At 57.7% G+C, this 23874-nt stretch carries 22 protein-coding genes; 18 read left to right on the top strand and 4 right to left on the bottom strand.

Annotation, left to right across the window (positions count from 1 at the left end; all coding sequences use genetic code 11):
* The first annotated feature begins 61 nt into the window (after positions 1 to 61).
* Positions 62 to 1588 (top strand): hypothetical protein, encoded by a 1527-nt coding sequence (locus KCQ76_RS05045; RefSeq protein WP_052723082.1) that lies wholly within the window; start codon positions 62 to 64, stop codon positions 1586 to 1588.
* 191 nt (positions 1589 to 1779) lie between these two features.
* Here the strand turns inward: KCQ76_RS05045 and KCQ76_RS05040 are convergent, their stop codons facing one another.
* The gene (locus tag KCQ76_RS05040) at positions 1780 to 2646 is read right to left on the bottom strand and encodes a class I SAM-dependent methyltransferase (protein WP_231725450.1); all 867 of its coding nucleotides are present in this window, start codon (positions 2644 to 2646) and stop codon (positions 1780 to 1782) included.
* Between the two features lie 163 nt (positions 2647 to 2809).
* On the opposite strand from KCQ76_RS05040, the gene KCQ76_RS05035 reads away from it, so the two are divergent.
* Positions 2810 to 4033, top strand: a complete 1224-nt coding sequence (locus tag KCQ76_RS05035) for a UDP-N-acetylmuramate dehydrogenase (RefSeq protein WP_046203232.1) — start codon at positions 2810 to 2812, stop codon at positions 4031 to 4033.
* A gap of 22 nt (positions 4034 to 4055) precedes the next feature.
* Here the strand turns inward: KCQ76_RS05035 and KCQ76_RS05030 are convergent, their stop codons facing one another.
* Positions 4056 to 5795, bottom strand: a complete 1740-nt coding sequence (locus KCQ76_RS05030; protein ID WP_414017602.1) for a long-chain-fatty-acid--CoA ligase — start codon at positions 5793 to 5795, stop codon at positions 4056 to 4058.
* Positions 5796 to 6138: 343 nt separating this feature from the next.
* Here KCQ76_RS05030 and mshA point away from each other — a divergent pair, with 343 nt between their 5' ends.
* The 6 genes from mshA (at position 6139) to KCQ76_RS05000 (ending at position 12377) form a co-directional block, all read left to right on the top strand.
* Complete coding sequence (gene mshA, locus KCQ76_RS05025; RefSeq protein ID WP_046203231.1) at positions 6139 to 7428, top strand: D-inositol-3-phosphate glycosyltransferase; 1290 nt, start codon at positions 6139 to 6141, stop codon at positions 7426 to 7428.
* Positions 7429 to 7445: 17 nt separating this feature from the next.
* A complete protein-coding gene (locus tag KCQ76_RS05020; protein WP_046203230.1) occupies positions 7446 to 7928 on the top strand; it encodes a type III secretion system chaperone family protein in 483 nt (160 codons plus the stop codon).
* A gap of 98 nt (positions 7929 to 8026) precedes the next feature.
* Complete coding sequence (locus KCQ76_RS05015; protein WP_012732526.1) at positions 8027 to 8773, top strand: phosphoglyceromutase; 747 nt, start codon at positions 8027 to 8029, stop codon at positions 8771 to 8773.
* Between the two features lie 399 nt (positions 8774 to 9172).
* Positions 9173 to 9775 carry a hypothetical protein gene (locus tag KCQ76_RS05010; protein ID WP_052723081.1) on the top strand — a complete coding sequence of 201 codons (603 nt, stop codon included), beginning with the start codon at positions 9173 to 9175 and terminating at the stop codon, positions 9773 to 9775.
* Positions 9776 to 10423: 648 nt separating this feature from the next.
* Entirely contained in the window at positions 10424 to 11698 is a 1275-nt protein-coding gene (locus tag KCQ76_RS05005) for a sensor histidine kinase (protein WP_308567989.1), read from the top strand.
* Entirely contained in the window at positions 11691 to 12377 is a 687-nt protein-coding gene (locus KCQ76_RS05000; RefSeq protein ID WP_046203228.1) for a winged helix-turn-helix domain-containing protein, read from the top strand. Before KCQ76_RS05005 ends, KCQ76_RS05000 begins: the two co-directional genes overlap by 8 nt.
* 79 nt (positions 12378 to 12456) lie before the next feature.
* Here the strand turns inward: KCQ76_RS05000 and KCQ76_RS04995 are convergent, their stop codons facing one another.
* Complete coding sequence (locus KCQ76_RS04995) at positions 12457 to 13479, bottom strand: DUF3109 family protein (protein WP_046205074.1); 1023 nt, start codon at positions 13477 to 13479, stop codon at positions 12457 to 12459.
* 789 nt (positions 13480 to 14268) lie between these two features.
* Between KCQ76_RS04995 and KCQ76_RS04990 the strand changes: the two genes are divergently transcribed.
* Positions 14269 to 14496 (top strand): hypothetical protein, encoded by a 228-nt coding sequence (locus tag KCQ76_RS04990; protein ID WP_052722115.1) that lies wholly within the window; start codon positions 14269 to 14271, stop codon positions 14494 to 14496.
* A 650-nt stretch (positions 14497 to 15146) separates the two neighbouring features.
* On the opposite strand, the gene KCQ76_RS04985 is transcribed toward KCQ76_RS04990, so the two are convergent.
* On the bottom strand, positions 15147 to 15848 hold the full coding sequence (locus KCQ76_RS04985; protein WP_146003239.1) for a hypothetical protein: 702 nt from the start codon (positions 15846 to 15848) through the stop codon (positions 15147 to 15149).
* Between the two features lie 145 nt (positions 15849 to 15993).
* On the opposite strand from KCQ76_RS04985, the gene KCQ76_RS04980 reads away from it, so the two are divergent.
* The 9 genes from KCQ76_RS04980 (at position 15994) to hemC (ending at position 23782) form a co-directional block, all read left to right on the top strand.
* A complete protein-coding gene (locus KCQ76_RS04980) occupies positions 15994 to 16455 on the top strand; it encodes a DoxX family protein (protein WP_197416809.1) in 462 nt (153 codons plus the stop codon).
* 86 nt (positions 16456 to 16541) lie between these two features.
* Positions 16542 to 17486, top strand: a complete 945-nt coding sequence (locus KCQ76_RS04975) for a Ppx/GppA family phosphatase (protein ID WP_046203225.1) — start codon at positions 16542 to 16544, stop codon at positions 17484 to 17486.
* A 161-nt stretch (positions 17487 to 17647) separates the two neighbouring features.
* Complete coding sequence (locus tag KCQ76_RS04970; RefSeq protein WP_046203224.1) at positions 17648 to 18928, top strand: Rv0497 family membrane protein; 1281 nt, start codon at positions 17648 to 17650, stop codon at positions 18926 to 18928.
* Between the two features lie 58 nt (positions 18929 to 18986).
* A complete protein-coding gene (gene proC, locus KCQ76_RS04965) occupies positions 18987 to 19829 on the top strand; it encodes a pyrroline-5-carboxylate reductase (RefSeq protein ID WP_046203223.1) in 843 nt (280 codons plus the stop codon).
* Between the two features lie 205 nt (positions 19830 to 20034).
* The gene (locus KCQ76_RS04960) at positions 20035 to 20226 is read left to right on the top strand and encodes a helix-turn-helix domain-containing protein (RefSeq protein ID WP_012732517.1); all 192 of its coding nucleotides are present in this window, start codon (positions 20035 to 20037) and stop codon (positions 20224 to 20226) included.
* 207 nt (positions 20227 to 20433) lie between these two features.
* Complete coding sequence (locus KCQ76_RS04955; protein ID WP_003402602.1) at positions 20434 to 20535, top strand: 30S ribosomal protein bS22; 102 nt, start codon at positions 20434 to 20436, stop codon at positions 20533 to 20535.
* Positions 20536 to 20700: 165 nt separating this feature from the next.
* A complete protein-coding gene (locus tag KCQ76_RS04950; RefSeq protein WP_046203222.1) occupies positions 20701 to 20937 on the top strand; it encodes a glutaredoxin family protein in 237 nt (78 codons plus the stop codon).
* 410 nt (positions 20938 to 21347) lie between these two features.
* Positions 21348 to 22898 carry a glutamyl-tRNA reductase gene (locus KCQ76_RS04945; protein ID WP_052722117.1) on the top strand — a complete coding sequence of 517 codons (1551 nt, stop codon included), beginning with the start codon at positions 21348 to 21350 and terminating at the stop codon, positions 22896 to 22898.
* Positions 22895 to 23782: a hydroxymethylbilane synthase gene (gene hemC / locus KCQ76_RS04940; protein WP_046203221.1), complete on the top strand. Its 888-nt coding sequence runs from the start codon at positions 22895 to 22897 to the stop codon at positions 23780 to 23782. Before KCQ76_RS04945 ends, hemC begins: the two co-directional genes overlap by 4 nt.
* Positions 23783 to 23874: the final 92 nt, after the last annotated feature.

The raw sequence follows: 23874 nt of genomic DNA, 5'->3' as shown, positions 1-23874 counted from the left end.
CGACGAAACGACGCTGGACTACGTCTACCAGCAGGATCTGCGTATAGCAGCCGGTGCCCTCATGAACCGCGCTTTCGCTGTTGTTGATTTCGGTGATGCTCCCCGTGATTACAGCCCGGAGGCGTCGCTGGCGGTGGCACGTGAGGTCAGTACAACCGCAGCTGGTTCAGCACTATCAGGACACATCCCTGCTTGGAACCTGGCTGAACCACTGGGGTTGCTCGCTTTGGTTGTGCGGGAGTACTTCACTGGTTCCACTATCCAGGAACTCACCCGCGACTACGTGCACCGTTGGAGTGAGGGGAGCCGTCAGACCGGTAGTGGCAACCATGTTGGTAGCCCGATGGCCTTTGGTCGTCTTGCCTACAGCATTGCTCGTCATCCTGATAGCAAATTAGCGTCTCCCGTTACTCCCATCACGCTGCACGTCCACGCAGAGGATCCGATTTTCACTGACCGGGTAGTTGAGCGGCTCATAGACCGTGCTCAGGCGTTCGCGATCACCTTCGGGAGTACCGTCGATTGTCGAGCAGTCTTTCACAATGTCCGACGCCACTCTTCTTTTCCTTCCACGGTTCACGAACCTGACGCTGAAGAAACTCCTGTCATTCTGTACAAAATTCCGCTGGACACAGGAATTCTGCGGGACGATTGCTTCGCTTCCTCTGTGACCGAGGCTGTCACCCCACCACTCGGAGCAGAGCCACAGGTCAATCACGAGTGTGAGCCTGTTGTCCTGCATCGTGATCCGGATAGCGGCTTTATTCAGGCTCGTCCGTTTACACCAGGTCGGACTCTCATTGATCGTCGTATTCAATGGGGTGATTATCTCCGGCCGGCTGAGGTTATTGACCAGTTACAGCGCGAGTGTTCCTTGGCTGATCCTGATTGTCTTGGGGCTCACGCGACGCCGACGTTGATGTGGGAATCAGTGGCGACGTGGGGACTGTCGGGGGATGTCCGAGTTGGAATGACCGGCATGTCTGAGCTCGACGATATTTCTGTGGATCGCGAACCACACACGTCCAGCCCAACAACAACCGTGCGCGCGGTCCACCCCAATGTTGTGTCATTAATGCGTGACTCGGTGGATCGACCGCTTCTCACCGTGGAGGTCGACGCTACTGCTTCACTCGGTAGCGTGGCTCATGATGTGTGCGATGTGTTGGACGAACTCGGAGTTACTCCATCGATGGACTTTCCCGTCGAGATAGTGCGGGCTGAGACAGCGCGGTCGAAAACCCCAGTTACTAGCCAAACTCGCACAGCGACGGAGAGCGTAAGTTCGCGCGACATTTCTCCAGGTAATCCGCGCCGGGCATCTCACTCGGACGCCTTACCGTGCTTATGGCCATTAGCGCTCGGGGCTCGAAGCGATGCCGTCACAGATCAGGCCATTGCACTGGCTGCGGTGCGTTTAGCTCTCCAGGATTGTGCTCCACACGCTGTCTCGTGGGTTGGCGTCAAGCATTCGCGGGTAGCGGGGTCTGCTGCCGAGCACTGCATTACGGTAGCTATCGCGCGTAGGGATGACGATACAGAAAAACCAGAGCACGACGCACTAATTGAAGGGGCAACGATGCAGTGAACCAGACCTGCTCCGCCCATTTCCCTGATATACACATCGTGTGCGAGATCGTTGATGGGGACGAATGCGTCGATATCCGCCAGTGGGTCACAGCTCTTGGATACCATCCAGTTTCTGGACTCTTACCAGCATATATGCAACTCGAGCGGCTGGACTGAGCAGAGGCTACAGACGGCTAGCTCGGGGATACGTCACCCCTCCGCAACAACATCCCATGGAACGGTAATGACGTTATCGCGGATTCGTCGCCGCGGAGCGTCGACAGGAAATCCAGATCGGTGCAGGTAGGTCAGCGCTTCCCGCCACCGAACGCGGGGGCCGTACACATCGAACGGTGCTGTTCTGTTCCACGCGTCGTCGAGCGTACTAAAAAGATCGTGGACGGGGTCGCCCGGAACATTGCGGTGGATCAGAACTTTAGGCAGACGTTCGGCCAGGTCAGAGGGTTTGTCAACGTCGAAAGGATCCCATGCGAGGGTCAGCGTGCGCGGCCCGTCGGCGTCGAGGAGGATCCAGGAACACCGGCGGCCGAGTTCGTCGCAGGTCCCTTCGATGATGTGCCCACCCGTCGCGAGCCGCGATTGCATCGTTTCCCACGCGGCATGAACATCCGCGACATCGTATTGCCGCAGCACATTGAACGCGCGGACTAAATGCGGCCGCAGCCCGGCCAGCTCAAAACCGCCGAGCGCGAAATGAACCCCATCGCGGTCGGGGAGGACGCGCTCGGGGTCGATCTCCAGGCCAGTGACGTCGATAGTAGGGCGAATGGTGCGCAAACGGGCGGCCCACTCGCAGGTCGTCGTCCAGCTCGCGCCGTAACCCACATCCACGGCCAGGGGCCTGTCCTCATGGAGGAGCGCGTGGCGCAGGTCCGCGTTATGAACAACCCACCGGTCGCACCGCCGCAGCCGGTTAATCCCCGTCGTTCCGCGTGTCACGGTGCCGACGGGCCCATTCCCACTCCACGATGGTGTGCGGACATTATGGGCGCGCAGATTCCGCGTCCCAGCGTCGGGGTGGCGGCGATTCCCATGTGGGGTCGAGGGTTTGTCCATAGGGGGTGCGGTTCAGCAGGGAGTGCGTTTGAAGCGTCGTTAGCGGTGGTGTGGATGTGGTACTACCCACTCGTCGATAGTGATCGTAGACTGAGGTGCCGTACTGTCACGAGTCAACCGGGGCTGAACGGCAGCCCGCCAATCCGACACTAAGGCTGAGCAGATGAGTTCTTTACCGACGAGTCCGCAGCAGGATTCTACCGATGACCTCCTGGAGCGCCTGGACGCGACCGTTGGTGTGTCCGTCGTCCGCGGGAAGTCATTCGCGGACTTAACGACGTTGCGCATCGGCGGTACTCCGCGCGCTGTCGTCGAGGTAACAACCCCCGGCGCTGTCGCCACAGTGGTCAAGGCGGTCGTTGATGCCCAGGTGCCGTGGATCGTCGTCGGCGGTGGATCGAACTTGGTGGTCGCGGAGAGCCCGTCGGTGGAGGAGCTGATTGCCGTTCATCTGATGGTTCGCCGGCCTATTTTGGACGATCCCGACGATGACGAATCGCAGCTAGCACCCGTCATGATGGACGTTCACGAAGGCACGGTGAGCTGTTTCGGTGGCGTCGAGTGGGATGCCCTTGTGGCCGCGACCGTGACATCGGGTTTGGGCGGATTGGAGTGCCTGTCGGGGATTCCGGGGTCGGTCGGTGCGACGCCGGTGCAGAATGTGGGCGCGTATGGCGTTGAGGTGTCCTCGGTGCTGCAGCGCGTGCTGTTGACTTATTGCGGCGATGGCGAGCACGAGCCGGGTGCGCAGGAATGGGTCACTCCCGACGCCCTCGACCTGGCCTACCGCTACTCGAACATCAAGTTCACCCGGCGGGCCGTGGTGACGGCCGTGGAGTTCCAATTGACGCCCGGGGGAGTGTCGGCCCCGCTTCGCTATGGCGAGTTGGCCCGGCGCTTGGGGGTGACCCCGGAAGAATCAGCCCAGGAGGGTGGCGCTCGACGACCAGCCGCGGCGGTGCGTGAGGCGGTCCTCCAGCTGCGGCACGGTAAGGGAATGGTTCTCGACGCGAACGATCATGACACCTGGTCAGCGGGTTCGTTCTTCACTAATCCCATTATCGACGCCGACGCCCTCCCTCTTATCCGTGAGGCTGTCCGCCAGCGGTGTGGTGATGATGTCGCGGAGTCGATGCCAGCGTTCCCCGTCGGCAATCGTGTGAAGTTATCGGCAGCGTGGTTGATCGATAAGTCGGGGCTGACGAAGGGATGGAAGGTTCATGCTCACGCACCGGCGTCATTGTCAACGAAACATACGCTGGCCTTGACCAACCGCGGCGGGGCCAACAGCGCGGATATCGTCGAGTTGGCCCACGCCGTGCAAAACCATGTTCGGGAGGTCTTCGGGGTGACGTTGGAACCCGAACCAGTGTGGGTGGGGTTTTAGGCCGGCTGTGGAGCCATTGGCGCTAGTTTTTCTTTGTGCGCTCGATGATGTCGTCGCGGACATCACGTCGGCGGACCTTTCCCATGTGGTCGCGGGGTAAATCGTCGAAGTGATAGAACGTGCGGGGAACCTTGTATCGGGCTAGGGATTCCCTACAGAAGTCCTTTAATCCATCAGGGTCGAGGGCTGCTCCGGGTTCCAAGCTAATACCTGCGACGACTGTTTCAGAACCATCTTCACGGGGGAGACCGACAACTGTTGCGGCTTCAATATCGGGGTGCCGGGTGAGGACGTCTTCGACCTCTTGCGGGTACACATTGAATCCGCCAGTGATAATGATTTCTTTGGTCCGCGCGACTAAGCGAATGAAGCCATCGGGCTCCATGATCCCGACGTCGCCGGTGATGTACCAGCCGTTATGGAAGCTTTTTGCGTTGGCTTCGGGGGCATTGATGTATCCAGAGAAGACCTGAGGGCCTTTGACCAAGAGTTCTCCTGGTTCCCCATCGGGCATGGTGCGATCTAGATTATCTTTGTCCGCAATGCGAATAATGGTGTCGGGGAACGGGATGCCGACGTATCCGGGACGTCGGTTATCGGTCATGGGGTTCCCGGCAATGATGGGGGAGGTTTCCGTCAGCCCATAGCCTTCGATGAGATGTCCTTTGGTCAGTGCTTCCCACTTTTCGACGGTAGAGGCGGGCAGGGATGATGCGCCGGAGAATGAGTTACGGACGCCATGGATATCAATGCCCTTCTTTGTCGCCTCAGCGGCAATACGCTCATACAACGTAGGGACTCCGGGCAGCCATGTAGGAGTCTCTTTCTTCATAATCGACATGATGAGCTTCATATCCGGTGAGGGCAGCAGAATGAGTTCTGCACCGCCGATGAAGGGCCCAAATAGCATGGTCATCACGATGCCGTAGGCGTGGAACATAGGCAGCGCAGTAAGGAAAGTCTCTTTGCCTGGGCGTAAGTCAGGAACCCACGCTTTGCCCTGAACAACATTGGCCACAAGGTTGCGGTGGCGCAATTCTGCGCCTTTGGGCGCTCCCGTCGTGCCGGAGGTGTACAGGATAAGTGTCGGGTCATCGGGATCGGCGTCATAAGGTTCGATGGTGGATCCATCCCCACCGAGGCCGTCGGAAATGAGAGTTTCCCAAGGAATTGTCCCATCGACTGAGGTGGTGAGCTGGCCCCTCATCTTGGAAAGGGGAGGAAGAGGGATCCGGAGAGCTAGCCGATAGTGCAGAGGCATAGCTTTTGTCATATCCACCGAAACAATGGTGTCTAAAGCAGTATTGGGGTCGGCACGAAGCTTTTCGACCATCTCGACCGATTTGTCCCACGCGATCGCGATACGCGCTCCATGGTCTGCAAAGGGGCCTTTGAGCTCAGGAGCGGTATAGAGAGGGTTATGTTCGACGGGTACCGCGCCTAGCATGACGCAGGCGAAAAAAGCATGAATGTGCTGAGGACAATTAGGCATGAGGAGTGCGACGCGATCGCCTTGGCGCACTCCAAGGGCATAGAGTCCGGCTGCGGCCCGACGTACCTCGCGATCGACATCCTTCCAAGATTGTTTAGCTCCAAAGAAGGAAAGGCCTGGTCGATTGCCAAATTTGGCCAGGTTGTCGCGGTAAATGGTGGACAGCGTTATGCCCTCATAATCCAGCTCATGGTCAGTCCATTCGGGGTAATACTGTAACCATGCTTTATCGTCGGTTGCTCCCATGTTTGCACTTTCTGTCGTAGCGATAGGTGGAAGGGACACTCTCGAAGGGGTGTGCCGTGGGCGTGATTGATGTGAAGCGATAGTACGCCTCAATTCCGAGTGGAGCTTAGGCCTCTTATCGTTAAGACCTCTTGGGATAGACCTAGGCAGCGACGGGGAACTGAGGCGTTTTTCACCCTAACGCTAACGACTCTCCATATGAAATTTTTGTAGGCAAAAAAATAAAAATAGTGGTAATTCGGCAACTACATATTTGCTACATTGTCGGACGCCGAATCGCTCCGCCCTATGGCCAACCCCGAAACTCCCCCGGGATGTCAGAGTGCAACGCTTGCAAGGATCGCCCGATTCATCCACCCTTGGTGGCATGACAACTTCTCCTCGCGGTCGGATCGCCGTGATCTCGATGCACACCTCTCCCATTGAGCAACCGGGGGTCGGTGATGCCGGAGGAATGAACGTCTACATCCGATCCACCTCATTAGAACTGGGTGCATTGGGGTACAAGGTCGATATCTTCACCCGCGCCACACGCTCTAGCCAGGGGAAAATCGTGCAGCTCGCGCCGAATGTTCGGCTCATTAACATCATTGCCGGTCCCTACGAAGGGCTCACCAAAGAGGAACTCCCCACACAAATGGTCGCCTTCACCGGCGGCATCATCGAATTCGCCCATTGTGAAAAAGTGTCCTACTCGCTCATCCACTCACACTATTGGATGAGTGGACAGGTGGGGTGGCTTCTCCGCGACCTATGGCAAGTCCCACAGATTCACACCGCGCACACCCTCGCGCTTGTCAAGAACAGTGCGCTGGCCACGGGCGACCGCCCCGAACCCGAATCACGGCGCATCTGTGAACAACAAATCGTGGACAACGCGGATCGCCTCGTCGTCAATACCGAAGCAGGAAAAGATAACCTAGTCTTCCACTACGATGCCAACCCCGAGCACATCGACGTCGTCCTCCCCGGGGCAGATGTTACACAATTCTCGCCGGGATCCGACCGGGCAACAGAACGCAGCCGACGTGAACTCGGCGTCCCTCTGCATGCCACGGTCATCGCCTTCGTCGGACGCATGCAGCGATTGAAAGGCCCGCACGTCCTCCTGCGGGCCGTCGCCGATATGATGAAAAAGCGCCCGGACCAGGAACTACGCGTGCTTATGTGCGGCGGACCATCCGGCAACGGGCTCGCGCGCCCCACCGAATTTGAAGACCTCGCGCGGGACCTCGGCATCGACTCCCTGGTGCGATTCCTTGCACCCCGCCCGCCAGAGGACCTCGCCAGCGTCTACCGCGCCGCCGACATCGTCGCCATCCCTAGCTACAACGAATCCTTCGGGCTCGTCGCCGTAGAAGCCCAAGCATCCGGCACCCCTGTCGTTGCAGCGCGTGCCGGTGGACTGCCCATCACCATCGACGACGGCACCAGCGGAATCCTCGTCGACGGCCATAACCCATCCGATTGGGCCGCCGCGTTGCAAGCCTTGTGCGATGACGACGATCGTCGAATCGCCATGGGCGAAAACGCCACCGCCCACGCCTCCAGGTTCTCCTGGGCCAGCTCGGCACGCCACCTCAGTGACATTTATGAGGATGCAATCAAGAAAGGCCCCCACGTTCGTTGCGGAAGTGACCGCGCCGGGGCGTCATAGAGGCCACAATGGGGAGTATGACCAAAAACGACCTGATCGCACTCCTCGACGAGGCGGACATTGATTATGACGCCCCCGACGGCAAGGACTTTGTGGCCGTTATCCTGCCGGGAACCCGGCGGCTGAAAACCGTCGCGCTGCTGATCCCGGGCCAGAATTACCTACGCATTGAAGCGTTTGTGTGCCGTGCCGTCGAAGAAAAACAGGCCGACGTGTACCGGTTCCTGTTGCAGAAGAACAACAAGACATTCGGTGTTGCCTATACGCTCGACGCCAATAACGACATCTATCTGGCTGGATATCTACCAGCGAATCTAAGCCCGCAGGACCTGGATCGGGCTCTGGGGCAGCTACTGGATCGGGCGGATAACGATTTCAACCGGATGCTTGAGATGGGATTTGAGGGATCCATCCGCAAAGAATGGGCCTGGCGATTAAGCCGCGGTGAGTCAACGAGAAATCTGGAAGCCTTCGAGGCTCTTCGACCTGCCGACGAGTAGCCGGGAAGCAGCCGATGAGCAGCCACCGCCCAGTGCACTGGGGATGGTCATTCAGGCGCACTAGGCAAGGTGTTGCCATTCGTGGCACGATAGAGGGCATGAGTAACGGAAAACTTATTCTTCTTCGTCATGGCCAGAGCCAGTGGAATTCCACGAACCAATTTACGGGTTGGGTCGACGTTGATCTCACTGAAAAGGGCGAGGCAGAAGCCAAGCGCGGTGGCGAGCTCATCAAGGAAAAGGGCCTTCATCCCGAGGTGCTCTACACCTCCCTGTTACGACGGGCTATCCGCACCGCTGACATTGCCCTCAACGCTGCCGACCGGCTGTGGATCCCGGTTATCCGCGATTGGCGCTTGAACGAGCGTCACTACGGTGCGCTGCAGGGCTTGAACAAAGCCGATACCAAGGAAAAGTACGGCAACGAAAAGTTCATGGCATGGCGTCGTTCCTACGACACCCGCCCGCCAGAGCTCGAGGACGGCGCGGAGTACTCGCAGTCCGACGACCCGCGTTACGCCAACCTTGACTCGGTCCCGAAGACGGAGTGCTTGAAGGACGTCGTCGCTCGCTTCGTCCCGTACTTCAAGGAAGAAATTCTTCCGCGCGCACAGAAGGGACAAACCGTCCTCATCGCTGCTCACGGTAACTCCCTGCGTGCGCTGGTCAAGCACCTGGACAACATTTCCGACGACGACATCGCCGGCTTGAACATCCCGACCGGTATCCCGCTGGTCTACGAGATCGCCGAGGACGGCTCCGTTGTGAACCCCGGCGGAACCTACTTGGATCCGGAGGCTGCTGCCGCCGGAGCTGCCGCCGTTGCCAACCAGGGCTCGAAGTAAACGCTTGAGCGCCTGAGCGTGCAGTTATAGCGAGCGCGCAGTAACGCCTGATCTTGCAGTACACGGGGGGGATTGCAGAGACAGTAGGATGGCCCACGGTGGCGGAGGCAACTGCCAACTTCCAAGTGCCTGAGCGAACAGTGCGAAGTGCTGTTCAAGAGGCCGGGATCACGCTACCGAGGGACCGTATAAAAACCGCCAAAGCCGTAAGCAATACACGGTTCCCCTACCTCTTTTGGCAGTCACTCTTTGAGCGGTTGTTCTCCCAGCGACACCAGTGGATTTTTCTAGGAATGCTGGCGTAAATAATTCAGTGCAGGTTGCCCTCAACGTCGTTACTAGAGTTGAGCTTATTTATGGAGCGGTAGAGCAGATGAGTACTAACTGGGTGCGGCTATTTTGACAGACAAGAGGGGGCCGTTTTCGGATTATCAGCTTGAGGACACTATCGCTTGGGTAGATGAATCAGGTTCAAATTCGATTAAAGATCCAGGAACTTACATCCTGAGTGCTGCGGTGTGTTTTGCGGAAGACATCGAAGAAACCCGGCAGGCAACACGTCTGCTGCTTAAAAAGGGACAGCGAAAGTTACACTGGATAGATGAGAGCGCGGAGCGCCGTCTAACAATTATTGAAACAATTTCGGGTTTTCCGTTAGAGAACATTGTTGTTGTCCGTTCATATCCGGACGTCTGCGATAAGCCGGAGCGCCGTCGGCGTAAATGCTTGGAACGGCTGATCATGGAGCTTGAATCCCTAGAAGTTACTGCCATGGTGCTTGAATCGAGGGGAAAGCATCAGGATAAGTTGGATATGGAGATGCTGAGCCACCTGCGTACTCAGCAGATAGTGTCAAACATTCGTATGCATCATAAAACCGGCCCGAGTGATCCAATGCTATGGGTACCAGATGCTTGTTGTGGCGCGGTTGTGGAGAAAAGATGCGGAACACCAGTGTTTTATTCGTACATTGAAGAGAAAACCACGGTGTATGTGATCTAGAAAACGCAAATCTCGGGCCCCATCGTCCGGTGGGATGTCCCGAGATTTACTTCTTCACAACACGCATGCTGTGAAGCTCTGATTTCATTATGCCACGTTATGTGAAGTCATGCCATGCTGTGTGACATTGTATGAATCCAACTGATCGTGTCGGTGGGGCTTACTTGTTCAGGTTTTCAGCTGTTACAAGGCGATACGTGGTGATTTCACTGGCGCAGTCGTCTACCGAGTAGGATGACCGTCAGGGCACTCTGAAGGCGCCAATTGGCGTACGGCTGAGATGATGCCGCCTATGCGTGACCGGCAAACAATGGCCCGCCGTGTGCGCGGCTACGTTACCCACTCAAAGACACGCCCGGGCCTATCCACTACACCGCAGCGGGCTACCGCTCCTGAACGCAAAGCCCTGGCCACGATGGGTCACAGAGGCAGACAGAAAGCCGCCGAGCGCTGGAAGACTAGCCCCACGGCGACTACGCACAAAACGAACTAAAAAGGATCTAGAAAAAGCATTCTCCGAAGAGAACAGCAAGGTAAGACGCGGCGGCTTCGGATTGCAGTGTGGTTCCTGGAGGGGTTGCAGCTAATCCGAGTGGGGTTCTGAGGCATGGGGGAGCCCGCCCCGCGTGACCGACTACGCTTAATGATGTGTCCGCGACAATCGGCATCATCATCGCAGTCAGTGTGTTCGTCGGGGGAGCCATTGGTTTCACGGTGGCCAAATTGCACCGTGTTCTCTCTGGTGTGCAATTACTCCACCCGCGGCTGAAACCCCGCGCAGGTGGGGACGCGCCCGGTCGCGAACCGACGGCCCGTGTTCAGAAACCAGCTTCGCCATCGCGCCAGGCCAAAGCTCGCCAGCCCAAAGCTAAGGCGCCGAGTAAGCTGGTGACCTACGCCGACGTGCTCAATGTGGCCGTCGATAATTCCCCCATCGCGGTGGTCGTCGTCGATAAGCATGAAGACATTGTGCTAGCCAACGATGCTTCCCGGGTACTGGGCATTGTGGATAAGACGCACATCAACCGGGCGGCCTGGGGAGCTGCGCTGAAAGTCTTTGCGGACGGTGAGCCGCGCGAGATCGTGTTCCGCCCGGAGCGGTCTGCTCGTGAGACCCGCGAACGTCCTATTTTTTCGGTGAAAGCCGCCGTTCGCTTACTTTCTGACAGCGACAGTCGCTTCATCGTTATATATGCGATTGATGACTCAGAGAATGTGCGCATGGAAACTGCGCGGAGGGATTTCGTCGCGAATGTGTCACATGAATTGAAATCGCCGGTCGGAGCGGTGTCGTTAATGGTGGAAGCCCTGCTTGAGGCCAAAGATGATCCCGATTCTGTCGAATATTTCGGCGGAAAAGTGATGAAAGAAACCCAAAGACTGGGCCAATTGATCACCGAACTAATTTCCTTAACCAAGCTACAAGGTGCGGAGCCATTACCTGATTTCGAAGTCCTGAGCATCGACGATGTGGTTGACGAAGCAATGGAACGATGCCGATTTGCCGCCGAAGCACACGACATCTCACTCTCCACCGACGCTCCCTGCGGGGCCACCGTGCTAGGGGACACGAACTCACTGGTCACCGCCGTGAGCAACCTCATCATGAACGCCATCAACTACTCGCCGGAAGCAACACCGGTCACCGTCACCAGGGAAGTGCTCTCTGACCGTGACAAAGGTCGGCAGGTCGTCGATGTTCGCGTGACAGATCGCGGAATCGGCATTGCCCCCGAAGACCAAAAACGCGTCTTCGAGCGGTTCTTCCGCGTCGACAAGGGGCGGTCTCGACGAACAGGGGGTACCGGTTTGGGATTGGCGATTGTGAAGCATGTGGCAGCAAACCACGACGGCGACATTAAGCTATGGAGTAAGCCGGAAACCGGATCAACATTCACTTTGGAGCTCCCGACGCATGACTAGTGTTCTTATTGTCGAAGATCAGGAAACGTTATCCGAGCCGCTTGCATTCCTCCTGCGCAAGGAGGGATTTGATGTCATTATCGCCCCCGACGGGCCGACGGGTCTGCGCGAGTTCAGCCAGCACGAGATCAGCATTGTTCTCCTCGACCTTATGCTCCCGGGGATGTCCGGCACCGAGGTCTGTAAAAAACTGAGGCAAAGCTCTACCGTCCCCATCATCATGGTCACGGCACGAGATACTGAGATGGACAAGATTGTTGGTCTCGAATTGGGTGCCGACGATTACGTCACGAAACCGTATTCGGCCCGCGAACTGATCGCGAGAATTCGGGCAGTGCTTCGACGTGGCCGCGGGACTTCTGGGCCTGACCAGTTTGACGACGAAATCCTTGAGGTCGGGAACGTGCGGATGGACGTGGAACGCCACTCGGTATGGGTGGACGGCAAAGAAATCAACATGCCCTTGAAGGAATTTGACCTGCTGGAATACCTGATGCGGAATGAAGGGCGCGTGCTGACACGTGGCCAGCTGATTGACCGAGTGTGGGGGCTGGACTACGTGGGGGACACGAAAACGCTGGATGTTCACGTAAAGCGGTTGCGGTCCAAAGTGGAGGATGATCCCTCGCACCCGCACCACCTGATTACGGTCCGGGGGCTTGGATACAAATTCGAGTAAGGGCGGGCCCCGGCGGTTTTAGCGGCGTGGTGAGGTTTGTGCTTCCCGCCCGTTTTTAGCGGCGTGGTGCCGCGCGGTTTTAGTTGGCCGGGTGTGTGCCGGCGACCGTTGCCGGATGCATCGCAACAATCGGCATTCCCAACGACACAGGACGACGTGAATTCTGCGCAGCTTCGGTTTGTTGCGTGACGTTGGTCTGCCCCTCGGCCTCCATCACGATCCGAGCCCGTTCCTCTAACGCCTCACAATGCTCCGCGATGACCTCGTAAGCGCTCTCGCCGAGCATCTCGGTCAACTCATCTTTATGCGTGCGCCACAGGGATTTCCTGTGGAGGAAAGGCATCGGCGTATGGCAGCCCGGAGCGCCGCTGCAGTACCAGTCGAAGTCCTCTCCGCCGTCGCCCCACCCGCGGCGTTCGTATTCGCCAATCGTGGTGTGCAGTATTTCGTGGCCGTCGGGGCGGGTTTCCCAGTCCTCCGTGCGGTGCAGAGGTAGTTGCCAGCAGACCTCGGGTTTGGCGTATTCCAGCCGTTCGCCAGTGTCCATGGCCCACTGGTGGAGAGCGCACCCCGTGCCCGTCGGCCATCCCGGTCGGTTCGCGAAAATGCAGGCACCATCCACAATGGGCGTTTTGAGTGCTGGTTCTGGTTCGCCGTCGTCATTGTCTAGCTCATCCCACACCAGCCAAGGCTCCAACTCCGCCGGATCGCGGGTGCTCAGCCACTCGTCCGTCCCCTCCGGGCGAAGCTGCCAATACTTCGCGGGCATGCGGGATACGCAATCCGTGAGAGCGTCGTGATCGTCTTCGTCGGCAAGAAATGCCCCGTGAACACAGCAGCCAGCATTGGGCATCGACGATTCAATTCCCGGGCATGCGTCGGTGCCGAACCGGCAGGAATAGCCGGAGAGCAGCCAGGTGAGATCGACGGTGATGAGGTGATCCTCGTCGTCCGGGTTGAGGAAGGAGAACCATTCGCGCGGGAAGTCTGCGGGGACTTCCACGCCGGCGCGGATGGAGCGGTCCGCGAGGGTGCCCTCGGGGTAGCCGGTGCGCATGGGATGGGTGCGCGCTGTGGAATGGGTGGGTTTAGGAGTGGGCATTGCGCACTCAGCATAGATGCTGACCGGGCGAAATTGGAATAGTGGGCCAATGCGGCACCGAGATGGAGAGATGCCCATCGAACATTTTACTTGTGCCAGACGGGTGATTGGCCGTTGATGGCGCGATCGTCTGATACCGATCCTCAATTTTTGTGCGGGCGAACGGGAGCTTGACGGCCTGAGTGCAAGCACGTATTACTCAAATGGAAGACGCGATTGCGTTGAAAATTTGGGGGGCCATGAGATCTATAACCACCGTATCCCGAATGAGCTCAAGGAGCCTATCGAGGAGGACACGGACGCCAAAGAAGGAACGCTCAGTAACTAGCCGTCAGATCTGGGAGCTAGGCGAATACGGACGGGGACAGGCCTGTGCTATCAATGCTGAGCACCCCGTCTTGTTCCACGAGTGCGATTATCGATCCATTCTTAAGTTCAAGCTTGGTGACTACGGCGTTAACCCCGTTAACACCGGCTGTTCGGTGGGACAGAAGAAGCTCACGGGAACTAGCAGAAATGGTCGTTTTGAAAAATAGTTGTGCGCTATTAACCGCTTTCAGCGGTCACCTAAATAGCGGAAAGCTGGTGGGAGCTGGAGTCAGAAACAAAATGAGATCTTACGACTGAAGATAAACGCTTTCCTGAAATGAAAAACGGCCTCGAGCTGATGCTCGAGACCTGAATTTCTTTTTAATATGCAGGTGATTCCTGCTCGGTAAAGTTGATCTTACTGTCCACCTCTATTAAATGCAAGCATAGACACCATCGAAGTCGGGACACGAAGCCATCATGAGACCGTCAACTCGCCAACATCTAATCAACAACATTCCCGCCCCAAGATTCCAGACCTACCTTGACGCGGCGCAACAAGATCCAGACAAGGCTTTCGCCCTGTATCAATGGAATATTGAAGTAGCAGCTGCGGTAACCAGCACTTTAGCCATCGTTGAAATCGCTCTCCGTGACACGATTGATCAACAGCTCCGGAAATGGAACACCATTGAGGGGGGGAACTGATCAATGGATTACCCAACCGAGAGTGCCCCTTGCTCATATTGTTCGTCCAACCCCGCCCTCAAGGTGGTCAAACTCTCGAAAACGCCGAACAGGAGAGCTGTACGGGAACTGGTGGGAAGCCAGAGCTTTAGGGGCCATGAAAGATGCTTTAGGCAACCGCACAAATCGAACTCCTTGCCATGACGATCTGGTGGCGTCGCTATCCTTTGGAACATGGCGGCATCTTATTCCAAAGCCTGTTTCTTTGGGTGGCCGATCTGCCGGGCCGCAGGTCCATATCTGGGAAGATGCGATAAATCTGGAAACAAATATCTGCAATGATGGTAAAGGGTTTAACGCTTCAGCAGGAGCAGCCTACTACTGGTGTTCAACATTGTTATATGCGAGAAATCGTGCCTCGCATCTCGAACCACTATTAGACGTTGATGCGTTACATCATTGGCACCGGGTCGCTAGCCGTACCGTCAAGGCTCTGTGGCCAGATGCAGAAGTGTGGATTACTGGCCCCGCTCGAATACCTCGGGTTATTCGTCGTAGACCACTATGATCACAGTTAATTAACCTAGCTGTAGTCCTAAGTAGCCCCCTAATATACGACTGATTCACGAGACGCTAACCCTGTTTTCGATGAGGAAAATGGGCGGGTGTTTTTATTCCTTGCTGACCCGGGGGCCGAAGATTCCGGCAGGTCCTCGATGGTAATCAACCTTGAAACTGCCGTAATCATTCCCGGTGGCGCTGATTTTTTCACGACAGGAAAGGGTGTCCTGCGCGGTGCTGATAATGCAGACGACGGTGTATTCCTGTCCCGTCGTCGGGCTCTTTTGTGTGAAGTCAGCGCGCATTATGGGAGTCACAGTCGGGTCAGGAGTCCACTTGGAGTACGTCTGCTGCATCGCGGAGGTGAATATTGCTCCTGCAAAACCGCAGGATGTTCTCGCCTCTGCCTTAATCTCATCGCCGTCGTAGGTTGTGCCACAATATCCGCCGATTTGATTGGGATTGGGGATGTAATTGCTCGTCCCGTGCAACGTGGATGGTGCGTCCTCTTGCCGACGACTGTCACTCTCGGTGGCGTCGCCATCTCTATGTTGATCGGACTCTGCCTGGGAGTCGAGAGAGGGCCGAATGTTCGCGTGGTTGTTTGATGTGTCGCGGGGGCTCGAGGGTGAGGCAGCCGACGGGGAAACTGCCGATGGTGAGCCCTGAGATGTCTCGTCATTGCGCTGGTCACATCCGGGCAGACAAAGACAGACCACAGGCATAACACTGAGGAGGGAAACGTATTTTCTACTTCTCGTCATGTCACCCATCGGCTTAAGCTCACCCTTCACCATAGATATTTCTGACATTATGCAGATTACCTTGGGGCCGGTCCTTATATTTCGTTCTTTTGTTTCGTGTCACTTCGCGGATCTGTCGCGGTGTTTCGACGGACGTATGATGGGTAAAACGTTTACTGGTCCAATGAATTTTCGGTCCAACGAAGGAGCCATCATGACTAAGAAATCACTTCAGCGTCGGCTGTCCCGCGCAAAGAAGCTGTACGCAGGGCATGCGCCTAAGAAAGAGCCAGTTTCGCAGAAGGTTACGCGGCTCGCTCTCGGCGGATTTATGACGATGGCGGGTGTGTCACACCTCGCGTGGAACCGCAAAACATTCCAGGACCAGGTCCCGTCCTGGGCGCCGTTCTCCGAGGACTCGGTCGTCGTCGGCTCTGGTTTGGCAGAAATTGGCCTCGGCTTAGGCCTCTTAGCTTTGCCCAAGGAGCGTCGCAAAGTCGGGGTCGCGTTGGCAGCTTTCTACATTGCTATTTTCCCGGGCAATGTGGGGCAGTATGCCGAGAAGAACGGCGGATTTAACCTGGATACCGACGGCAAACGCCTCCTGCGTCTCTTCGGTCAGCCGGGATTGATCGCTGCTGCACTGTGGGCTGGCGGCCTGCCTGAGAAGGACTAAGTAAAGGACTAAACAACCGAGCGGGTTACGTCACTCCGCCCGCCACCCACGTTGGTTCGTTTATCGCACTGATACAGTTATGTTCCGTGCGACTCGGTGTACTAGACGTAGGAAGCAACACCGTTCATCTCGTGGTGGTTGATGCCCGTCAGGGTGGTCAACCGTCGGCGATGAGCGACTGGAAAACCACCATGCGGCTCATGGAGCACATTAATAAGCATGGCGAGTTGAACTCGAAAGGCCGCCACAAGCTCGTCAAAGGGGTCAAAGAGGCCTCTGACTTGGCGGAAACGTTCGGTTGCGATGACATGATCCCCTTCGCTACGTCCGCGGTGCGGTCCGCCACCAACTCCGACGACGTCCTGGCGGAAGTGAAAGACCAGACCGGCGTCGAACTCAAAATTCTGTCCGGCGAGGACGAAGCCCGCCTGACATTTCTTGCTGTCCGACGGTGGTACGGATGGTCGGCCGGGCGAATCATTGACCTCGACATCGGTGGCGGATCCCTGGAGATCAGCGCCGGGCCGGATGAAGACCCGGAAGACGCGTTCTCCGTGCAGTTGGGTGCGAACCGGTTGACCCACGATTGGCTGGACCAAGACCCGCCGTCGAAGAAGAAGATTAAAGCGCTGCGCGATTACATCGACGCGGAATTGGCCACCCCAGCAGCGACGATTAAAAACCACGGGGTCCCCGATCTTGCCGTGGGAACGTCGAAAACCTTTAGAACATTGGCCCGACTGACGGGTGCCGCCCCCAGTTCGGCTGGCCCGAGGGTGAAACGGACGTTGACGCGCGCGGGTGTTCGGCAGTTGATTGCATTTATTTCTCGGATGACGGCGGAGGACCGCGCGGAGCTTGAGGGAGTCAGTGCGGATCGGGCGCCGCAGATTGTGGCCGGTGCGCTGGTGGCTGAGGGGGCCATGCGCGCGCTGGACCTGGAAGAGATCAACATTTGCCCGTGGGCGCTGCGTGAAGGCGTCATTATGCGGTACACCGATTCGCCAGACTTCGTGGCGGATTATCAATAGGTGCGCTTGGGCGTAGTTGCCATAGTGGTGTGGCCGGAACGTGTGGCCGCGCGACGGCTGGATTTGCGGTCGCCGCGACGTCGGTAATCGTTTGATTGTCGGGATTCTTTGGCTTATACACCTAAGAGTGAAACTAGTTTGTGGCCCAAAAATGTGGCCATATGTTCATTGTTGGCCTGCGCTTGGGTAGGGTTGAGGGCGTTAATGTCCGGCCCGTGAATAATGGGCCATTCTCCATTGATGGTCGAGAGGACGGTATGGCTGGCGACCAAATAACTGTGGCAGAACTTCTTGCTCGTCGCGCCGCGAGCCGGAAGAGTGCCGACGTAGCTGGGGAACCGGCTGACGATGCCGATGTTGCTCCTCGACGGCACCGGAACATTGAACAGGGGGGCGTGTCCGTTGCAGAGCTGACGGGCTCCATTCCAAAAGTCACTGACGAACACCTTGAGAACGGCGGAGACGAGGAGCCGACGGACGTCGATGTTGACGACGTCGATGAAGTAGAGGCCGAATCCTCAGCGTCCGTGAATAGTGAGTCTGCAGATAGTGGCTCGGTGGACAGCGACTCGTCGTGGTCCGACGAAACCTGGGCCCGAGCTGCACAGAACGATGCACATGATGATCAGAGTGCCGACGATGTCGAGCCGGTTGATCAAAGTGCCGACGATACGCGCGTAATTGACGACGAAGCTGACGTTGACAGTGACGCTGATGCAGCCGACGTCGAAGCTGAGGATGCCGCAGGCACCGTTTGGAATGAAGATACGTGGGCTGTGAGTGCGGATGATGCTGACGATTCGGCCGCTAGCAGCGACATTGCTGACGATGATCAGTCGCGTGGCTCCGTTTCGGCGGCGACCTCGCGTACATCAACTCCGTCGACGGAAGAGACTCGGAATCTGCAACAGATTACCGACGAGGACCTCGCGGCCGCCGACGAACATCCCGACAACCAGGGGTTAGTGCGTGACGGCTACCCCTCTGATGACAGCGCTGGCATCGATGATGAGCCCGCGTACCGGCACGATGAGCAGGCAGGGATTCTGCCGGAGGAAGAGTACGACGATTCGGATCACTTGTCGGAGTACTCCGATGAGGACGATGAGTTCTCAGACCGGGACGAGGCTGCGGCTAGGGCCACGTCCTCGGGTAAGAGTGCCTCCTCTGACAAAGGCGAGTCCTCGGACAAAATGAACATTGGCTTGATGATCGTCCAGATCATCGTCGCCTTGGCTGCTGGCGTGGCCGTGTTCAAAGGGTTCACCATTTTGTGGAACAGGTTCTCGGTGCCGCTGACGGCATTGCTGGCCATCGTCATGACTCTTGTGTTCGTCGGGGTGGTTCACGCTCTTCTGCGGGAAAAAGACAAGCTCATCATGCTTCTTGCCGCGGTTGTGGGGCTCGCGCTGACCTTCGGGCCGTATCTCGTCGTCATGTAGCGAACCCGCGTCGTCGGGGTCGGTGGACGTACATGGTTGACTCTGGCACCCTGGGTGCATGACTAAAATCGCGGTAATTGGTGGAGGAAAAATCGGCGAGGCCCTGATCGGCGGCCTGCTGTCTGGCGATTACGACCCGACAGACATTGTCGTAGCTAATCGACGCCCAGAGCGCAGCGACGAGCTCAAAGAGCGCTATGGAGTTACCGCCGTTGACGACGATGCCACTGCGGTAGAAAACGCGGACATTGCTTTCCTATGCGTGAAGCCCTACGACACGCTCGGCGTGGTGGAAAGCATTGCAGATGTTGTTGACCACAATGACACGGATACGATTCTGGTGTCCATGGCAGCAGGAATCACCTTGTCCTCGCTGGAGGGGATTGCCTCCGCGGGGACTGCCATTGTGCGCGTAATGCCCAACACTCCCATGCTGGTGGGCAAGGGCGTCAATGTCATAGCCCGGGGTCGCTTCGTCTCTGACGAGCAACTGGAAACGGTATCTGACCTGCTCGGACTGCTGGGCTACACCGCGGAAGTCAAAGAATCACAAATGGACGCGGCGACCGCAGTGTCCGGATCAGGCCCGGCCTATTTCTTCCTCGTTCTGGAAGCCATGACGGATGCCGGCGTCAACCTGGGGCTACCCCGTGAACTTGCTAAGGAATTGGCCTCACAAACAGCACTGGGTGCGTCCACGATGGCCACGCAGGAGGACGCCGACCCTGTGCAGCTCCGCGCGAATGTGTCGTCGCCAGGTGGGACGACGAGTGCAGCAACTCGAGCCCTCGATGAGAACGGGTTGCGTACCGCCTTTTATCGGGCTATGGAAGCATGCGCGAAGAAGTCTGAGGAGCTGGGGAAGCCAGCGTCGAAATCGGATAATTCGGGTGAGAACTAAAAGGAGTAAGTTTTTCACACTCGTCCCATGAAGCTCAGGGGTTCTCATCGGTTCCATAGGTGTTCTTAACTGCACAATTAACACGTTGGGTCCCCCTATGATCGCTATGACACATCATTCACGCTAAGCTGGTCTAAGCACGTGCGTGTCACCCTGCGGGAGGGGAAGCCTGCAGCGCGGCGTGCCGAAAGGTAGAAAACTGAGTATGAGCCATGCAGAAAACGGATCGTTTCTGACGGTCGCTGAAGTTGCAGACATTATGCGAGTCTCCAAGATGACCGTGTACCGCCTGGTCCACGCCGGTGAGCTTCCGGCTGTTCGCGTAGGGCGTTCCTTCCGGGTGCACGAGTCTGCGGTGGATGAGTACCTCAAAGAGTCGCACTACAAAGCGATCTAGTCGCACACGATCTCCTCGTTGGTTGCGAGGGGTGAGGCGAGAAAGTCTCACCCCCACCAGCGAATTTGTCTGTGACGGACACTGCGTGGCAGATACGCCCTACGTTTCACTTTTGGTTTTAGCACGTCGTGGCCGGTAGAGTGGTGCCCATTCGTGTCTGCCTCGTGCGTAGGCGAGAAACTGTTCACTATCGATAAAGGATTCCTCATGGGTTCTGTCATTAAGAAGCGCCGCAAGCGTATGTCCAAGAAGAAGCACCGTAAGCTTCTGCGCCGCACCCGCGTTCAGCGTAGGAAGCTCGGTAAGTAAAACCGGGCTCCGTGAGGAGCTCTCGCCAAAGCCGACCTGTCGGGCGAGGTGGAACCGCGACTGCGCGGGTTTTCGCCTCCGGGGCCGGCTCTTGTCGTATCTGAGGTGGGTGACGTCCCTTCTGGGAAGGCGCAGCAGTAGGTCTGGTTATGAGGACAGGTATATATGCATCAGGTTGAGCTGATGGTGAGGCAATCGTGCGGATCGTGCCGACGAGTTGCGGATCAGATTCGCCCGATTTGTCAACGCTGGGGTGCTGAGCTCGTGGTGACGGACGTTGATTCCAACACCAGCTTGGCGATGGAATTCGGGGATCGCGTTCCCGTTGTCCTCGTTGACGACGATGAAATCGCCTGTTGGGAAATTGACGATGAGGATCTTATTGCAGCTCTGGAGTCGTGAGCGGCACCGTCGGTGATGAGCACCGCCCGATCTTGACCGGTTTTATGAAACTTTTGCCTGTCCTTACCGGGGTTGTCCGAATTGTTGTGGAATACCTCCAAAATCTGAGCGTTTACCCCCTCTTGTGGTACCCACACGCCGCAGTCGGCCCCTTTCTTTGTCATGGAAGGGGTAAAGCGGATACGGTGTTTAATCGAATATGTGGGATCAGCTGTGTTACCCCTGTTACTGCAGCTGCTAGTAGAGACTCCCGGGGTGCTCTGGTTGACCTGTCGAACGGGTCGAGTGGGGCGCTCAGCTAGCTCAGGACGTTCCGTAAGGATGACGACCCTTCCGGTGGCGTCTGCGCTGGTGGACAGTCCGGCACCCGCACAGAGAAGAGCGGGGATCCCCTGCGAGGAGGTTCTTTCGTGAGCATTGTGCTCGTAGGCATGTCGTATCGATGTGCACCTGTTTCCTTGTTGGAACGGGCTACGGTAAGTGCGGAGGACCGCCCTAAGGTGGCGGCGGACCTTCTAACCGAGCCGTTTATTTCTGAGGCACTGATCGTTTCCACGTGCAACCGCACAGAGTTCTACGTGGTGTGTGAGGGTTTCCACCCCACGGTGGAGCATATCGTCGATACCATTTCGCGGTATTCGGGCGCGTCAGTGTCGGAGCTGTTCCCGCACTTATACGTGCGATATGCAGAGTCCGCTGTGGAGCATATGCTCCGCGTTGCTGCTGGTTTGGACTCCATGGTTGTGGGGGAGCAGCAGATTATCGGCCAGATTCGCGATGCCTACGCAAGCGCCACAGAAGATGGCACCATCGGACATGGCCTACATGAATTGGCACATCGTGCGTTGCGCACAGGCAAGCGCGTTCATGCCGAGACCGATATTGACGACGAAGGCCCGTCGATGGTGTCGTTCGCCGTTCGCCAGGCCCTGGACGCGATGGGGGTTGACAACCTCGACGGCTGTCACGCCCTCGTGGTAGGGGCGGGAGCGATGGCCTCATTAGCGTCGACGCATCTTGGCCGGCTAGGCGCGTCAATGACCATCGCTAACCGCACGCTAGGCCGCGCGCGAAATGTGGCGTCCCATGCCCGCGAGGTGGGCGTATCTGCGGATGCCACGGACCTCTCCGACCTGGTGACAGAGATGTCCCGCGCGGACATCGTCGTCACCGCTACCGGCGCCTTGGACCCGTTAATCGATACTCCGATGGTGGACCAGGCACTCGCGGCTCGCGCGGAACAGCACCACGGCGCTTCTTCTGATGCTCGCTCACATACGCCGGCCGACCTCGTCATTTGCGATTTGTCTCTTCCTCGCGACGTCGTGTGTGCCCCTCGCCCCGGCGTCACCGTTTTAAATATCGACACGATGCAGAAACAGCGCCGCGCTGCCCTCGAGGACCAGAGCGACGTCGTCAAGCACAATCAGGGGTTGCCAGAAAGCGCCCAGCCCAGCGTCGTTTCTGATGATGCAGCTGCATTGGCACGGTCCATCGTCGCCGAGGAACTGCGGTCGTACGTCGAGCGAATTCGTAGCCAAGATGTGGTTCCGACGGTCAAGGCGTTGCGCCGTCGCGGTGCGGACATTTTGCGCAGTGAGTTGGACCGGATTGATTCCCGCACCCCGGACCTGAGCGAGAAAGAGCGCAAAGAAGTCCACAGCGCCATGAAGCGTGTGGTGGACAAGCTCATGCATACGCCGACAGTTCAGCTCAAGAAGCTGGCTGGCCACACCGATATGACCTATTCAGACGCGATCCGGGACTTGTTCGGTCTGGACGATGTGGAGTACCCGTCGGCCGCAGAAGGGCGACCAGAACCCTCCGTGCCACAGCCAGATTCTTCATTGACCAACTACGCTGTTCCTATGGCCTTGCCTGATCCGGCCGACCCTCGAGGGGTGGGTGCGATCATGGGGCTACGACACGATGGATCGGATGTGAAGAAAGGGCATTCATGATTCGTATTGGCACCAGGGGTTCCGCGCTTGCATTAACCCAAGCTGGGCACGTCCGGGACGCACTGATCTCCGCCGGATTAGAAGCTGAACTCTTCACAGTTCATACACCGGGGGATGCGTCACAGGGTGCTGGTACTCCTGTTGCTCGGATCGGTGTCGGGGTGTTCACACAAACACTTCGCACGGCACTCGCCGCGGGTGAGTGCTCGTTGGCTGTGCATTCCTTTAAAGACTTGCCGACGGCACCCGACCCGCGTTTTCGTTTGGCCGTACCGCCCAGGGTCGACGCCCGTGACGTGGTGTTCTCCCGCGACAGGATTCCGCTGGCGGACTTGCCGGCAGGATCATCGATTGGAACTGGTGCCCCGCGGCGCATGGGCCAGCTTCGGGCGCTGAGGCCGGATTGCACCGTCGTGCCTATCCGCGGCAATGTCGATACGCGCATCGGGCGGCTGGAGAAAGACCTGGACGCTGTGATCCTGGCGCGTGCTGGTGTGGAGCGTCTTGGTCGCCTGGGGGAGGCGACGGAAACGCTGGACGTGGACGTGGTGCTGCCCGCTCCGGCGCAGGGTGCGCTGGCGGTGGAGGCCGTCGCTGAGGGGAACGAGAATTGTTCCGAGGAAGCCCTGTACGCGATTTGTGTGCTTGATCACGAGATCTCGCACCGTCGGGCTATTGCGGAGCGTGCGGTCTTGGCCTCCCTGAACGCGGGATGTACCGCCCCCGTGGGGGCCTACGCGACAGAAGATTCGTTCCGTGCGGGCGTGTTCGCGGTCGACGGCTCTGAGCGTGTGACGTGGAGTTCTGAAGGCAAACCAACTGAGGACATCGGCCACCAAGCAGCGGAGTATTTACGGGTGCATGGAGCGATGGATTTGATGTGAGTGCGCCGGTGTGGGGCCCTCCGTCGGGCGGGTACTAGCCCCTGTCTGTGATGTCGGAGGGTGTCGTCGTTTTGGATTGAGCACGTAGTAGG

The organism is Corynebacterium parakroppenstedtii, from assembly GCF_019754935.1.
GTDB classification, from domain to species: domain Bacteria; phylum Actinomycetota; class Actinomycetes; order Mycobacteriales; family Mycobacteriaceae; genus Corynebacterium; species Corynebacterium parakroppenstedtii.
The sequence above is the reverse complement of the archived record's forward strand: the minus strand, read 5'-3'. Positions and strand labels throughout refer to the sequence as shown.